At 51.2% G+C, this 15615-nt stretch carries 13 protein-coding genes; 9 read left to right on the top strand and 4 right to left on the bottom strand.

The annotated features are described in order from the left end of the window. Positions 1–12: 12 nt before the first annotated feature. Positions 13–2352 (bottom strand): DNA internalization-related competence protein ComEC/Rec2, encoded by a 2340-nt coding sequence (locus AC53GJ_RS09570; RefSeq protein WP_496732455.1) that lies wholly within the window; start codon positions 2350–2352, stop codon positions 13–15. 25 nt (positions 2353–2377) lie between these two features. Here AC53GJ_RS09570 and AC53GJ_RS09565 point away from each other — a divergent pair, with 25 nt between their 5' ends. Both AC53GJ_RS09565 and AC53GJ_RS09560 read left to right on the top strand, forming a co-directional pair. Further along, a complete protein-coding gene (locus AC53GJ_RS09565; RefSeq protein ID WP_496732454.1) occupies positions 2378–2908 on the top strand; it encodes a DUF2062 domain-containing protein in 531 nt (176 codons plus the stop codon). A 33-nt stretch (positions 2909–2941) separates the two neighbouring features. Next, positions 2942–3466 (top strand): DUF2062 domain-containing protein, encoded by a 525-nt coding sequence (locus tag AC53GJ_RS09560; protein WP_496732453.1) that lies wholly within the window; start codon positions 2942–2944, stop codon positions 3464–3466. Here AC53GJ_RS09560 and AC53GJ_RS09555 read toward each other — a convergent pair. From AC53GJ_RS09555 to AC53GJ_RS09545, 3 genes are read right to left on the bottom strand one after another with little or no spacing between them, the layout of a single operon-like run. Beyond that, on the bottom strand, positions 3457–4695 hold the full coding sequence (locus tag AC53GJ_RS09555) for a lipoprotein-releasing ABC transporter permease subunit (protein WP_496732452.1): 1239 nt from the start codon (positions 4693–4695) through the stop codon (positions 3457–3459). The two genes, AC53GJ_RS09560 and AC53GJ_RS09555, sit on opposite strands and share 10 nt — an antisense overlap. Next, positions 4688–5374 (bottom strand): lipoprotein-releasing ABC transporter ATP-binding protein LolD, encoded by a 687-nt coding sequence (gene lolD, locus AC53GJ_RS09550; RefSeq protein WP_496732451.1) that lies wholly within the window; start codon positions 5372–5374, stop codon positions 4688–4690. Before lolD ends, AC53GJ_RS09555 begins: the two co-directional genes overlap by 8 nt. Continuing rightward, positions 5367–6575, bottom strand: coding sequence for a lipoprotein-releasing ABC transporter permease subunit (locus AC53GJ_RS09545; RefSeq protein ID WP_496732450.1), 1209 nt, complete (start codon positions 6573–6575; stop codon positions 5367–5369). Before AC53GJ_RS09545 ends, lolD begins: the two co-directional genes overlap by 8 nt. 92 nt (positions 6576–6667) lie before the next feature. Here AC53GJ_RS09545 and AC53GJ_RS09540 point away from each other — a divergent pair, with 92 nt between their 5' ends. The 7 genes from AC53GJ_RS09540 (at position 6668) to AC53GJ_RS09510 (ending at position 15494) form a co-directional block, all read left to right on the top strand. Beyond that, positions 6668–7270, top strand: coding sequence for a PilZ domain-containing protein (locus AC53GJ_RS09540; protein ID WP_496732449.1), 603 nt, complete (start codon positions 6668–6670; stop codon positions 7268–7270). Positions 7271–7345: 75 nt separating this feature from the next. Beyond that, the gene (mfd, locus tag AC53GJ_RS09535; protein ID WP_496732448.1) at positions 7346–10819 is read left to right on the top strand and encodes a transcription-repair coupling factor; all 3474 of its coding nucleotides are present in this window, start codon (positions 7346–7348) and stop codon (positions 10817–10819) included. A 24-nt stretch (positions 10820–10843) separates the two neighbouring features. Further along, positions 10844–12046 (top strand): CsiV family protein, encoded by a 1203-nt coding sequence (locus AC53GJ_RS09530; RefSeq protein ID WP_496732447.1) that lies wholly within the window; start codon positions 10844–10846, stop codon positions 12044–12046. Between the two features lie 50 nt (positions 12047–12096). Beyond that, positions 12097–12345 (top strand): DUF3862 domain-containing protein, encoded by a 249-nt coding sequence (locus AC53GJ_RS09525; protein WP_496732446.1) that lies wholly within the window; start codon positions 12097–12099, stop codon positions 12343–12345. A gap of 6 nt (positions 12346–12351) precedes the next feature. Beyond that, positions 12352–14148, top strand: a complete 1797-nt coding sequence (radD, locus tag AC53GJ_RS09520; protein ID WP_496732445.1) for a DNA repair helicase RadD — start codon at positions 12352–12354, stop codon at positions 14146–14148. A gap of 140 nt (positions 14149–14288) precedes the next feature. After that, the gene (locus AC53GJ_RS09515; protein ID WP_496732444.1) at positions 14289–14927 is read left to right on the top strand and encodes a glutathione S-transferase family protein; all 639 of its coding nucleotides are present in this window, start codon (positions 14289–14291) and stop codon (positions 14925–14927) included. Positions 14928–14987: 60 nt separating this feature from the next. Then, entirely contained in the window at positions 14988–15494 is a 507-nt protein-coding gene (locus tag AC53GJ_RS09510; protein WP_496732443.1) for a DUF3087 family protein, read from the top strand. Positions 15495–15615 lie beyond the last annotated feature (121 nt).

The following is a 15615-nucleotide window of genomic DNA, read 5'->3' as shown; positions in this document are numbered from 1 at the left end:
GACGCGGCTATTCTACCTTGTTGTGTCTGCTGTTTCAGCACCTGCTGGCAGATTTTCCAGCCATTTCACCTGCCTGCGCAGGCGAAAACTATCAATTTGCAACTGATCCGGCTGAAACTGCAATTGCAAGGCACCGAGATGAGCGGTATCAAGCAATGGGATTTGCAGCAACTGCAGCTTAGCTGTCACGGCCAGTGCCGGGTGCCGATATGGGTTGCCAAAACCACTGCTATTGAGCGCCAGTTGCGGTTTTAACTGTTGCAACCACGCCAGTGCAGTTGAACTTTGACTGCCATGATGACCTAGCATGAGTACTTGAGCGGTTAAGCCCGGATAGCGTCGCAACAGCTGTTGCTCGACGTCAACACCAACATCGCCGGTGAGTAACACTGAAAAATTGCCATGGCGCAGCAACAGCACACAAGAGTTATCGTTTTTGCTGCGGACCCGTCCATCCAAAGGGGGCCATAATTGTTGCAGCCGGAACGATTGCCACTGCGCGGGGAGTTGCCGGCAGTTTAACTCAGGCGCAAAGCGCGGACTATCACTGACCACTTGTGCGGCCGGATAATGGTGTTTAATCAGCGCCGGATCCCCAGTATGATCACTGTCATCATGACTTAAGATCAGATAATCCAGTTGCCGGATACCGGCATAACGTAAATAAGGCAGCACCTGGCTTTGCGTGACACTAAAACTGCCATAACGCGGCCCTAAATCATATAACAGCCCATACTTACCCTGCTGCAACAGCACCGCTGTCCCTTGCCCCACATCGATGACATGCATTTTGGCAGGCGCTGGTTGTAGTTGTTGCAGCCATAACGGCAATAACAACCAGGCTGCAATCAACAGCGCCAACCGGCGGTTGGGCAGTAACAAGCCAAAACCCGCCGCTAATGCCGCCAGCGCCAGCCAACTTTGTTGTTGTGGTAACGACCACCACCAACCTTCTGTCGCGGCTTGCTGTAACCACCAGTGCAGAGGCCAAAACAACCAATCCAGCAACTGCCAGCAATAATCCAACGGCTGCAGGCTCAGTTGCGCCAGCACAAACACCATCAATAACAACGGGATCGCCAGCAAACTGCACCAGGGCACAAATAACAGATTAGATAACAGTGCCAGTGGCGCTATGCCCTGAAAAAACAACAATCCCACCGGCAGCATCAACAAACAAAATAACCATTGATAACGCAGAAACTGCCACAACTGTGACTGCCACCAATGCCGGCTGCCGATCGGATAGCATTGCCCGACTGGATAACGCCATTGCAAATAGAACACCAAGGCCACAGCGCAGACCGTTAACCAGAAACTCAAACTTAATAACCACAACGGCTGCCATAACAACAACAGCGCAGTCAGCACTAAACAAACTTGCCGGCCACTGGCTTTATGCAAAGCCAGTTGTAACAGCACCACCAACCCCAGTGCCAGCAAAGCCCGGATGGTGGGAATGGCAAAACCAGACAACAGGCTGTATGCCCAGGCACCTGTCAGCGCCAGTAATAATGCCAGCATTTTGGCCAGCCTCGCTCTAGCGAGCAGCCGCTGCCATAACGGCGCCAGCAACATTAACCAGCCAAATAACAGCGCAATATGCATGCCTGAAATAGAGATTAAATGGCCCAGACCCGTCGCTTGTAACCCTTGCCAGAGGCTGTCGGTAAAAGGCCGCTCTCCGACAGTTAACGCAATTAATAACGGACCTGAATCGAGGTGTTGTAATTGGCGACTGAGTTGATCATAAACTTGCTGCCGCCAATCGGCAGTACCACCAAGGTATGTTGCTTGCGCTTGACGTTCAGACCCCATGCTGGCTGATCCGGCCGCTGGCGATGCAGTGGCTCTGCTGAGGACTGTCCCTTGTGCCAGAATTCCTTCAACCAATGCCTGCGCTTCGCGATGGCCAGTGCCGGGGTTGGCCAGACCTCTGATGGCTTTTAATTTAAGCTGCAGTTGCCAGCGCTGCCCCTGCTTGACGATGACCGGCGGCTCTGGCCAGTTGATCTGTAACAAACGTCCGGCTGCTAGTTGTGGTTTGCCCTTTACAGTTTCACTGAGCTGTAATATAAACCTGCTGCCCGCGTCATACTGACGTGGAATACTGACCACTGTTCCGGCATATTCTGTGCTATGCTGCGCCAGAAGTTGTGAAGTCAGGTCCAGTTGTTGCTGATACTGCAGGGTCAGGCTTGACAAAAAGCAAGCGGCACCGGCCAGCAGTGGTTGTTTGAGTAACAGCATGGATCCGGCCAGCAAGACCAGTGGCCAGCAGGAGGCAGGTAACATGGGTAACCATAAAGTGCCGAGTCCGGCCACGAGTACACCAAAACAAAACCGTTCCATGTTGCATTTCGGTAAATGAGTTGTAATGGCTAAGAACTTTATAAAAAAATACCTGCCAGATCCAGAATTGATCAGAAATCATCAATCGATGAAGATTTTTGGCAAATTGTTACATGATGGCAATTTATGGCACTTACACCGGCGCTCGGCCCGCGGTGCTTTCGCGGCCGGTTTATTCGCAGCCCTGATGCCCATGCCGGGTCAAACCGTGCTGGCAGCGGCGCTTGCCATTATATTTCGGGTGAATATTCCTATTGCCGTGGCACTGTGTTGGGTAACCAATCCCTTTACCATGGCACCGATTTTTTATATCTGCTACAACATTGGTTTATTTGTGTTAGGTCATCCGGCGCAAGATGTTGAATTTAATGCAAGTTTTGAATGGTTACTGGCCAGCATCAACACAGTTGGCAAACCATTTCTGGTCGGAAGTCTGATTTTCGCAGCTTTTGTCTCGGCAGCATCCTGGTTCATTATTGATGGTTTATGGCGACTTGGAGTGATCCGGGCCTGGAAAAAACGCCTACAACAACGACAACAACAACCACATAGCTAAGCCACAACAGCTCGCCAAAGGAAAATTTCACTAATGTCCCCTCGCTGGTACCAGCGCCTGATGCCGGATGCCGATCAATTACGCGCACATAAAAGTTTACAAAAATTCGGCCCTGCACTACAAAATCCACAACTTTGGCGGCTGAATCGTCGTTCAGCCCGCTCGGCTGTCGCCGTGGGACTGTTTTGTGCCTGTCTCCCCATCCCCTTTCAGATGGTCTTGGCTGCCGGCTTAGCCATCGGTTTACGCGGTCATTTACCTTTGTCGGTGGCTTTGGTCTGGCTGAATAATCCGCTGACGCTGCCGCTGATTTTTTACGGCAATTACCAGTTGGGTTTGGTGGTGACAGCTACGGATGGCAACGGTTTCAGTGCCAGTCAACTGCTGGAGCAAAATGCCACTGCACTGGCCAGTCAGCTTGGTAGTCTGGCGCTGCCGTTATTTACCGGCTCAGTGTTGGCAGGTCTGGCAAGCGGCGCCATTGCCGCTTTACTATTGGAACAAGTCTGGCGCTGGCGTAGCCGCCGCCGCTGGCAACAACGTCGCCATCAGCGCTGACCTAATACCATCGCGGGTTGTACTTTGGCCGCCCGCTGCGCCGGATAAAAAGTGGCGAACAAACTCAGCACCAAAGCCACGCCGACGGTCAGCCCCACATCGGACCATTCAATCCTGGATGGCAGATAATCAATAAAATAAATAGTCGGATCCAGCAACTGCCAGCCAAATAACTGACTCGCTAACTGGTATATAGCTTCAATTTGCCAGGCCAACAGCACACCAGCCACAGCACCATACAAAGTGCCTTTGATACCGTTTAGCCAACCAAGCCACATAAAAGCCCGTACCACCACAGCCGGCGGCGTCCCCATCGTCAGCAAAATAGCGATATCACTTTCTTTTTCCCGCACCGCCATTACCAAAGTGGCGACAATATTAAAACAGGCCACCATAATCACCAGCGCCAGCACCAGATACAAAATGCTGCGCACCAGTTGAATGTCCTGATATAAATGACCTTGAGTGCGGGTCCAATCCAGCATATAGACATAATCCTGCGACTGATTGCCAAGCTCACGCGCTATATCCGCAGCAGCAAAAATATCATTCACTTTAAAGGCCAGCCCTTCAACTGCGCCAGCGGGTAGTTGCAACCATTGACCCAGTGCCGTTAAATCAACCCAGACTTGCTGGTAATCGAGCTGTCCACCGATGCCGACGACTGCAATCACTTCGACCGCCACATTCTGTTGTTTGGCTAAGCTGCCATCGCTGGATAATTGCGGCAGCATCAGTTGTATCTGATCGCCGACTGCCACGCCCAGCTCAGTAGCAATACCCTGGCCCAGCACAATTTGGTTACCGCTCAGGCTATTGAGCTGACCCGCACGGACAAACTGCTGTAACTGGCTGATCTGCTCTTCATACGCCAGTTCAATACCACGCACACCGGCTGCTTTTACTTTACTACCGGCCCTGAGCATGGCATCCGATTGAATATAAGGTGCGCCGGCAATCACACCGGGTTGACGCAGCATGGCCGGTAATTTGGCTTGCCAATGCTCAATCGGCTTGTCATAGGCCAGCAGTTCAACATGGGGGATCACCGATAATAACTTGTTTTTCAGCGCCGCTTCAAAACCATTCATTACCGACAGCGCCAGGATCAGGATAGCGACACCAAGGCCAATGCCCCAGGTCGAAGACGCGGAAATAAAACGGATAAAAGCACTACTGTTACGGGTATGCCGGTAGCGCCCCGCCAATTGCCAGGACAAACTAGCCATGCAGCTCCCCTAACCGGCCATCTTGCATCCACAGCTGCCGGTCTAATTTTTTCGCCAGTTGCCGATCATGAGTCACCACGATAAAACTGGTGCCAAGTTCCTGATTTAACTCACGCATTAACTGGTAAATGCTTTCGGCGGTTTGATGATCCAGATTGCCTGTCGGTTCATCCGCCAGCACTAAACCTGGTTTGCCCACCATGGCTCTGGCGATAGCCACCCGCTGCCGCTCGCCACCACTCAGTTCACTCGGTCTGTGATCAACCCGATGACCAAGACCAACCCGCTCTAATAAAACACGGGCTGCTTGTTTGGCGCGCTGGTCTTGCTCACCGCGGATCAACAGCGGCATTGCAACATTCTCCAGCGCGGTAAAATCCATCAGCAAGTGGTGAAACTGATAGATAAACCCCAGCTGCTGGTTGCGCAGCGCCGCTTTTTGCCTGGCAGAAAGAGTCGCCACATTTTGCCCGGCCAACCAGAGTTCACCACTATCCGGCTGGTCCAGAGTGCCAAGAATATGCAACAAGGTACTTTTGCCAGAGCCTGAACTGCCGACAATCGCCAACATCTGGTGACTGGGCACCTGCAACTGGATTTGATGCAGCACAGGCGTGACATGGCTGCCATCACGGTAACTTTTGCAAATATCAATACAACGCAACATCACACTACTCATCCCGTAAAATCTCAGCAGGTTCAATCTGGACAGCGCGCCAGGCCGGATAGATCACCGCCAGCGCTGTTAATAATAAAGCCGCCAACACAATCAGCAACACTTGCAGCGGCTGTAACTGCACTGGCAATGCCATACCAGGCACCACTTGCAGTTTTAATAAGGCCAGCAGCGGGTTGATTTGCCAGCATAACAGCACTCCGGCGACAGCACCGCTCAGAGCGCCAACCACGCCATGACTCATACCCTGCACGGCAAACACCAGAAATAGTTGCTGACTGGTCATACCCTGGGTTTTTAAAATCGCCACTTCACGCTGCTTATCGGTCACCATCATCACCAGTGCCGACACAATATTAAAAGCAGCTACTGCCACAATCAGCAGCAGCATCAGCCACATCATGGCTTTTTCCATCGCCACAGCAGCAAACAACCGGCCATGACTTTGCCGCCAATCTACGACGCTCGTGACGCCAGCCACAGCGGCAATCTTAGGCTCAACGGCAGAGGCAAGAAAGGGGTCGGTCAGACTCAACCGCCACTGCGGCTGGGCACCAGGCACCAGTCGGATCAGATCAGGCAATAACACCAGCGCCGTGACTTTGTCCACTTCGGAGCCACTTTCGAAAATGCCGGCCACGGTAAATAAACGCTGCCGTGGCATCCAGCCTATTGGGGTATAACTGCCGCCTGAAGGCAGTAACAACCGCACGGAGTCGCCAGGTCGCACCTGAAGTTTGTCAGCCAGCGCCGAACCTAACATGACCTGATATTTACTGCCGGCAAACTGCTGCCAATCGCCCAATTGCAGAGAAGACTGTAAAAATGGCGGCAACTGCGCGACATCTACGCCTTGTAACAGCACGCCCGTCAACTGCTTGGCTGATTGTACCAACGCTTCGGCCTGCAAAAACGGACTGACACTTTGCACCCGTGCATCTTGCTGTTGCAATAGCGCTGGCCAATCAGTGGCAGCAGTTTCGGCTGTTGGCGCGACACTGACCACCAAATGCGGTAACACGCCCAGAATACGTTTTTTCAGTTCACCTTCAAAACCGTTCATCACCGAACTGACAAGCGTCAACGCCATCACGCCTAAAAAGATCCCAGTGACGGAAAATAACGTTATAAATGATAAAAAGGCATGGCCTTTACGACTCTGGCTATAACGTAAGCCAATAAACAACGGAATGGGTAGCTGCATCCTTTTCTCAGGACTTCATTGAATGTTGATGATAAAGTAGCGGGATCATAGAGATAAACCGTGGCATGTACAAGCCACCTGTGAGGTTAAGCATGGATCAGACCCAACTTGAGTTACTGCGTGAGCAATATGATGATTATTTCATTATTGAGCATCAGACCCATGTCAATATCAAAGCTTTCAGCGAACCAATGCCGGATGAAGCGGCGTTTTTACAACTGATCCCAGAACCTTTTCTGATGGCGGGTGAACTGGCGCAACTGGACAGGTCGATGCTCAAACCTTTAGCCCGCCTTGGCGAGATGGCTGAAGAGCTGGCGTTGTACTTAAAAGCACAGGCGCGCAAGATTGATACCATGATGCGCTACATTCTGCTGCAACAGGATGATGTTGCCAACCGTTATCAGACCCAGAGCTATGGTGGCTCGGCGTTAAATTATCTCAGCCAGACCGCGCTGGAACCTGGCATGTTGCTTGAGGTAAAATTGTTTTTGGATCAAAGCGAAGGTGCTGTTTATGCACTGGCCGCCGTCATTGCTTGTGAAACCATGCAAGACCAGTTTCTGATCCGCACTGTCTTTGTGCACATTCGGGAACAGGACAGAGAAGTGATAGTACGGGCCAGTCTGCACCAGCAGTCACGCCAATTAAAACGTAAAGCCCAGTTACGCCAGCAAGAAGGTCGAACCTCCTGATACCTGCCGCGATAAAGGCAGCTCAGTAGCAGGTCTGAGCCACAGCTCAGGGTCGGTATTTACAGAAGGATTGTTATGAAAAGCACGAACGGCATTTGTCAGTTGCCGCAGTTAAAAAATGCGACCGATCAGTTGCAGTGGGGCAATTTGCCGGGCGCGGCCCTCCCCTTGGCGCTGGCTGAGTTATTGCGCCAGCAGCAAGGCTTATATTTGCTGGTGGTCGCGGATACACCAACTGCGCTGCGGGTGGAACAAGAACTAAGTGTTTTCACTGGCGATAGCAGCCAGATTTATACTTTCCCTGATTGGGAAACATTGCCTTATGATCATTTTTCCCCGCATCAGGATATTATTTCGCAGCGGCTGAAAACGCTGTACCAGTTGCCATTGTTGAGCCAGGGCATCGTGATAGTGCCGGTCAGCACTCTGATGCTGCGGCTTTGTGATCCAAGCCATTTGCAACAACAAAGTTTAATGCTGGCCAAAGGTCAGCGGCTGGATTTAACCAGTTTACGCTTGCAATTAACCCAGGTTGGCTATCGCGCTGTTGATCAGGTGATGGAACATGGCGAATTCTCAGTCCGGGGGTCTTTGCTCGATTTGTATCCGATGGGCAGCCATTTGCCTTACCGCATTGATTTTTTTGACGACGAAATTGATGGCCTGCGCACCTTTGATCCGGACAACCAGCGCACAGTGGCACAGGTGCAAAGTGTTGAATTGCTGCCTGCGCATGAATTTCCGCTGGATAAAGCCGCCATTGAACGTTTTCGCAGCCGTTACCGCGAACTGTTTCCGGCCCGCAATGAAAAAGAATCGCTGTATCAACAAGTCAGTCAGGGCATGTTACCCGCCGGTATTGAATATTATTTGCCACTCTTTGCCGAACAAACCTGTTCTTTGCTGAGTTTTTTCCGCCATCAAACCGTGATCCTGCAACTGGGCGATATTGAAGCTGCCGCCCAGCGTTTTTGGCAGGATGTCGAACGGCGTTATCAGGACAGAGCTATTGATTTACTGCGCCCTATCTTAAAACCAGCGCAGTTGTATTTTCCGGTGGCGGAACTTTTTGCCGAACTAAAACCAAGACCGCGGATTAAACTGTCCCGTGCCGAGCTGCCGCCAAAAGCTGGCAGCAGTAATCTGGCTTGCCAGTTATTGCCCGACCTCAGCGTCAATCACCAGCACAGTGAACCCCTAAAAGCGCTGAGCAGCTTTATTCTGCAGCAAAAACAACAGCATGGCCGTGTGTTGTTTCTGGTCGAATCAGAAGGCCGGCGCGAAAGTTTATTACAACTGGTGCAAAAAGCTGGCATTCGCCTCCCCTCAGCCCAAGGCTGGCTGGATTTTGTCACCGGCAGCCATGATATCGCGATCGCCATTGGAGCCTTAGAACAAGGCGTTTGGTTAACCGCAGACAATAATCTGGCAATCATCAGTGAAAACGAATTGTTCGGCCAAAAAATCAGTCAGCGCCGACGCCGCAAACACAGCCAACAGGTTTCAAGCGATACCATTATCCGCAATCTGGCCGAGCTGAATCCAGGTGGGCCTGTGGTGCATTTGCAGCATGGTATCGGTCGTTATCAGGGGCTGCAGGTACTGGAAGCTGCGGGCATCAGCGCAGAATTTGTTACTATTGAATATGCTGGCGGCAGTAAATTGTATGTGCCGGTCTCTTCACTGCATTTACTCAGCCGGTATTCAGGCGCTGATGCCGAACATGCACCGTTGCACAAACTGGGTAACGATCAGTGGGAAAAAGCCCGCCGCAAAGCAGCAGAAAAAGTGCGGGATGTGGCAGCAGAACTGCTGGATGTCTACGCGATGCGGGCTGCGCAAACAGGTTATGGTTTTCGGCTCAGCGATGAGAACTATCAGAAATTTTCTGATGGTTTTCCGTTTGAAGAAACAGCTGATCAGCAGGATGCCATTGCCGCGGTGTTAAAAGATATGCAAACCCCCCAAGCGATGGATCGACTGGTATGCGGCGATGTGGGTTTTGGTAAAACCGAAGTGGCAATGCGTGCCGCCTTTGTCGCGGTCGACGATGGCCATCAGGTTGCCATCCTGGTCCCCACCACCTTGCTGGCACAACAACACTTTGAAAATTTCCGCGACCGTTTTGCCAACTGGCCGGTGCGGGTGGAAGTGTTATCCCGTTTTATCAGCGCCAAAGAACAAAAAGCCATTTTGGCCGATGTTGCAGCAGGCAAAGTCGATATTCTGATTGGCACGCATAAACTGCTACAGGATGACATTAAATTCCGCGAACTGGGACTGCTGATTGTCGATGAAGAACACAGATTTGGTGTACGACAAAAAGAAAAAATCAAAGCGCTGCGTGCCAATATCGATATTTTAACGCTGACGGCAACGCCAATCCCGCGCACTTTAAATATGTCGTTGTCCGGGATGCGGGATTTATCCATCATCGCCACTCCGCCAGCAAAACGACTGGCGGTCAAAACCTTTGTCCGTGAATATGAAACTGGCTTGATCCGTGAAGCAGTGCTGCGCGAAATCATGCGCGGTGGCCAGGTTTATTTTCTGCATAACGACGTGGCCAGTATCGAAAAAACGGCCAGTGATCTGGCTGAGCTGTTGCCGGAAGCGATGATCGCTATCGCCCATGGTCAGATGCCGGAGCGGGAGCTGGAACGGGTGATGGCTGACTTTTATCATCAGCGTTTTAATGTCTTACTATGCTCCACTATCATTGAAACCGGTATTGATGTACCGACTGCCAACACCATCATTATCAACCGGGCCGATAATTTTGGTCTGGCCCAGTTGCATCAGTTGCGGGGCCGGGTCGGTCGTTCCCATCACCAGGCTTATGCTTATTTGTTAACACCTCCGCCAAAACGGCTGACCGCCGACGCACAAAAACGACTTGAAGCCATTTCAGCGCTGGAAGATTTGGGCGCCGGTTTTGCCCTGGCCAGTCACGATTTGGAGATCCGTGGCGCCGGTGAATTGCTGGGAGATGATCAAAGTGGTCAGATTGAATCGATTGGCTTTACCCTCTATATGGAAATGCTGGAAGAAGCAGTCCAAGCGTTAAAAGAGGGGCGTGAACCCAGTTTAGATACTTTGCTGGGCCAGCAAGCTGAGCTTGACCTGAAAATCCCGGCTTTATTGCCGGACAGTTATATCCCGGATGTCAGTCTGCGGTTATCCTTTTACAAACGCTTGGCCAGTAGTCAAGATCATGCTGAACTGGATGAAATTCAGGTTGAGTTGATTGACCGTTTTGGTTTGTTACCGGATGCCGCCAAAAACCTGCTGGTGCAAACCAGCTTTAAGCAGCAGATGCAACAGCTGGGTATTAAACGCCTGGACGTGCACAGCAAAGGTGGCAGTGTCGAATTTGCCGATCGCACCAAAGTGCAACCGGCTTATATCATCCGGTTGATCCAAACCCAGTCCCGCATCTACAAACTGGAAGGGGGACAAAAACTCAAGTTCAGTATTGAAACCCCGGATACCACCAGCCGGCTGGCACTGGTGAAAAGCATGCTGGATGATTTCCAGCGCAACAGTTGAGCACGTATTTGAATGGATAGACCAATGAACAACACCGCCATGCCAGCAAGCCGTCATCTTTGGCCATTTAAAGCTGTGCTAGCCCCTTTGTGGCTGGCTGGCTTCTGCCAATTGGCACAGGCTCAAACCAGTAACCAAGTTGAAAGTTCCTGGTTCGAAATTGAATTATTGGCCTTTAGCCGCGAACCCCAACAGCGATTGCTGGAACAGTTTCCGGATAAAGTACGGCCGATCAATACCGCAACAGCGCTGGATCTACTGAGCCGTCACTATCAACCCGATCTGACGCCACTGCTGCTGGCGCTGCCAGCCTGTCAGGGCGAAGTGGATAACACTGTGTTATGGGGGCAAGGGCTGCAACTTCGGATGGAGGATTCAACTGGCGACGGCTTTTTGTTACCGACGCTGACGAACTTACCGAATGATGCCGAACAACTGGCCTTTGCCCGCTTGCCGCTCCAAACCTCATTCAGTTCAGCTTTGCAGCGTGATATAAACAGCCCCTATACGATGACGACGTTGCCGGTATTCTGCCAATATGAGCAGTTATCTGCGAACTGGCAGCAACCGCAGTTAACGATGAGCGTCGCCTATAAGTCCCAACCCGCAGCGTCCTCACAGCTACCCATTACCCCACCAGGTGAAGAACAACATCAAACCGGCCCTTATCTGGCCGCTGAAACTGCGTTACAACTGAAAGATTTGGCCTACCAGCTCAAACATCGTGCCGGTCATCAGTTGTTATTGCACACGGTTTGGCGGCAGACGCTGACGACTAAGGCCAAAAGTCGCAGCAGCCGCTGGTTTGCCGGGCGCAACTTTGCCGCACAGTTTGACTATGCTGGCCGGCCGCTCAACCTGCAATTACCGACAGATGCAGGTTCAGCCCTGGACCAGCAGATCCAGCAATTGGAGCAACAGCTACAACAGGCCAGAAAACCAGATTTAGCCAGTCCGGCGTTGCCAGCCAGTGCTATCGGTTCAGCTGCGGTATGGCAATTAGATGGTTTACTCAAAGTGTACAGCGATCGGATGTTATTCGCCGAAGCTGAATTTAATTTAAGGCGCTTATCAAACGATGGCCAACAATTACAGACCTTTTATAGCCAGGATCAGACCCGGCTGTTATTGGGCGAGATCCATTATTTGGATCACCCCTACCTGGGGCTGGTGTTGCAAATCCGTCGCTTTGTTCCGCCCATGTTACCGGCTGCGGTAACGCCTTGATCAAGCTCAAGCCGCCCGGCTTATGGGCGGCAACCGGATAAGGATGGACGATGAAAAAATTAACCCTGTTGATTATGCTGTTATTGCTGACGGCCTGCAGTAAATTATCGATGGACAATTATCAGTTGCTCAAAGTAGGCATGGAGTATGACGAAGTGACCCAGGTGATTGGCGCGCCGACCCAATGTGAAGAAACACTGGGCACCCGCAATTGCATCTGGGGCGACGATGCACAGTCGATCAAGGCAACATTTATCGCGCAAAAAGCGGTGATGTTCAGCCACAAAGGCTTAAAGTAACGTCGGATGAGTTATCAGCTTCGTGATTATCAGCAACAAACTGTCCAGGCCGTATTGCATTATTTTCGTCGCCAGCACGACCCTGCGGTGGTGGTGTTGCCGACCGGAGCTGGCAAAAGTCTGGTGATTGCGGAGCTAGCCAGGCTGGCAAAAGGCCGGGTGCTGGTGTTAGCCCATGTGAAAGAATTGGTGGAACAAAATCACAGTAAATATCAGCAATATGGTTTAACTGCTGGCATTTATGCGGCGGGCCTTGGCCGCAAAGAAAGCGACGATAAAGTGGTCTTTGCCTCGATCCAGTCGGTGGCGCGCAATCTTAGCGCTTTTGCCGCCAGCTTTAGTTTATTGGTGATCGATGAGTGTCATCGGGTACCCCAGCAATCTGCTGCTGGCTTGTCTGACACAGCAGCGCAGGATGAGCAAAGTAGTTATCGCCAGGTCATTCGTCATCTGCAACAGCAAAATCCCGGCATTAAAATTCTTGGCCTGACGGCTACCCCTTACCGGCTGGGTCAGGGCTTTATTTACCAATATCACAGCCGGGGTTTGGTGCGTTCAGAGGAACCGCGATTTTTCCGCTTCTGCATTTTCGAACTGCCGATCCGGCATTTATTAGATCAGCAGTACCTGACCCCGGCGCGGGTATTGGATGCGCCTTTGCTTAGCTATGATTTTTCAGGCTTAAAACCAACTGCAGCCGGTTATTTTCGCGAAGAGGAGCTGGCCGCAGTGATTAACAGTGCGAAAAGAGTCACACCGCAAATCATCGCTCAAGTGCAACACTATGCCAAAAGCCGGCAAGGTGTGATGATTTTTGCCGCCACTTCGGCCCATGCCCGCGAAATTCTACAGTATCTGCCAGCGGGGGAAGCGGCCTTGATCCTGGCGTCAACTAAAGCTTCAGAACGCATGCACCTGATCCAGGCGTTTAAAGCCAAACAATTAAAATACCTGGTCAATGTGGCTGTACTTACCACCGGCTTTGATGCCCCTCATGTCGATCTCATCGCTATCCTGCGCCCAACTGAGTCAGTCAGTTTATATCAGCAGATTGTTGGTAGGGGTCTGCGCTTGTCGCCAGGAAAAACCGATTGCCTGGTGCTGGATTACGCCGGCAACATGTATGACTTGTATTCACCGGAAGTCGGTTCTGCACCACCGTCGTCCGACAGCGAATTGGTGACCATCCCCTGCCCGCTTTGCCAATTTGCCAATACCTTCTGGGGCAAAACCGACGTCAATGGTCTGGTGCTGGAGCATTATGGCCGCAAATGTCAGGGCTTTGACCGACGTGATTTAACCAATATCGTCGCCTGTGGTTATCGTTTTCGCGCTAAGTTCTGCCCGGATTGCGGCGAAGAGCATGATATTGCTGCCAAATTTTGTCATGCTTGCCAGACGGTACTGGTCGATCCGGATAAAAAATTACAGGATGCGATGAAGTTAAAAGACGCTTTGATCCTGTATCCACACAGCCTGACACTGGAAGCGCAAACTGACACTAAGGGTCAGGCACGGCTGAAAATCAGCTATCAGGGCGAGGATGGCCAGCAGTTGCATGAATTTTGGCCGATGCAGAGCAAAGCGCAAAAACAACGTTTTGCCCGGTTATTTCTGCCGCCGCACTTGCCGGACCGGCACCGCCCTTTTGACAGCAGTTCAGTCCGTGCTATTTTGGCACAAAATCACCGGCTGGTGCCACCTGCCGCGATAGTAGCCCGTAAAGATGGCAGATTCTGGCGCATCCGCGATAAATTGTTTGGCGTCACCATGGCGCCAGCCCTAAGCAGCACAGCAATATAGCACGCTAACAGCGTAACTGGCGGCTTGGCCGCTTTTGGGCAGCCAGCAGCTCCGATCAGCCGACTGTTCCGGTACTTCAGCCTTTACATTTCCCTAAAATAGCTCAAAAATAAGACAGTTTTTTAGCAAGGATCTGCGCTATGTATCAGCTTTATTATTCACCCGGCAGTGCCAGTTTAGTGGTGCACTGGTTATTACTTGAACTGCAGGTCCCTTTTAGCCTGCAGTTGGTCGATTTTTCCAGCTCGGCACAAAAGTCTGCTGATTTTTTGCAAAAAAATCCGCTCGGCCAGGTGCCGGTACTGTTTGATGGGACTGCGTATCGCACTGAATCCGCGGCGCTGCTGTTGTACCTGACCGAGCAGCATCCATCGGCAGGATTGGCACCAATGCCTGGAAGCCCGGAGCGGGCTGTTTTTTTACAATGGATGTGTTTTCTGACCAACCAATTAGCACCGGTATTCCGGTTGTGGTTTTATCCGCCGGATTTAGGCTTTGAGCAGTATCCAGCTGCAGTGAAACAACAATTAGAGCACAAGATTGCGGCTATCTGGCAGCAGCTTGCACTGCATTTGCAGCAACATGGCCCCTGGCTTTGCGGCGAACAGTTCAGCGTCGCAGATTTGTTACTGACCATGTATATGCGCTGGTCACGCAATATGCCAACCACAGCTTTAGCCTGGCCGGCATTAAAACGGCTGGCAGATGCCAGCAGGCAACGCCCAAGCTGGCATCAACTGAATCAGGCTGAAGGCCTGACAGAATGGCAACTCAGTTGAAGTTGCCTACAACTGAGAATGAACTGCTATACTGCCGTTTTTGCAAATGATGGATGAAAAATGCAATTAATTGAAATAGATAAAACCAGATACCGCCGCCATTTAAACATTACCATTACAGCAGCTGTGATCGCTTTTGCCAGCTTGGGCGTCGGTTTATCAACCTTGCTGATCCATTGGTTTGGTGCTGCGCCAGGTGAAAATTTCTGGTTGAACCTGCTTGGCGTTGCTATTGCCGCGGCTTTGGTCGGTAAAACCTTACAACAGTTGAAACGCCGTCCCTGGTTCCATGAAATTGCTTATGTCTGGCAGCTAAAACAAGAACTCAACCAGATCAATCGCCGGCTGCGCGCCTTGCAGGCTGCAGTTAAAGCTGATCACCGGGATGCCATCATTGTGATGTTGTTTAATTATCATGGCTCGCGCCAACTCTGGTTACTTGATGATAATGTACTTAATTTACAAGAACTTGAAGTTCAATTGCAGCAACTTGAGCAGCAAATACAGCAACTGGGCTTCACCGTCACAATCGCTGATTATCACAGAGCTTTGCTGGATAAATTTTAACCGGCATTTTCCTGTTGCAGGTCCGTTAGTTAACTGATTGATATATATTTAAATAATGAACAATCATCTGTTGTGTTCCAGCGCAAGTTTCGCCATTATTTATTTTCTGCTGCTGCTGTGA

This window comes from Rheinheimera sp. B2H12 (assembly GCF_059620065.1).
The sequence above is the reverse complement of the archived record's forward strand: the minus strand, read 5'-3'. Positions and strand labels throughout refer to the sequence as shown.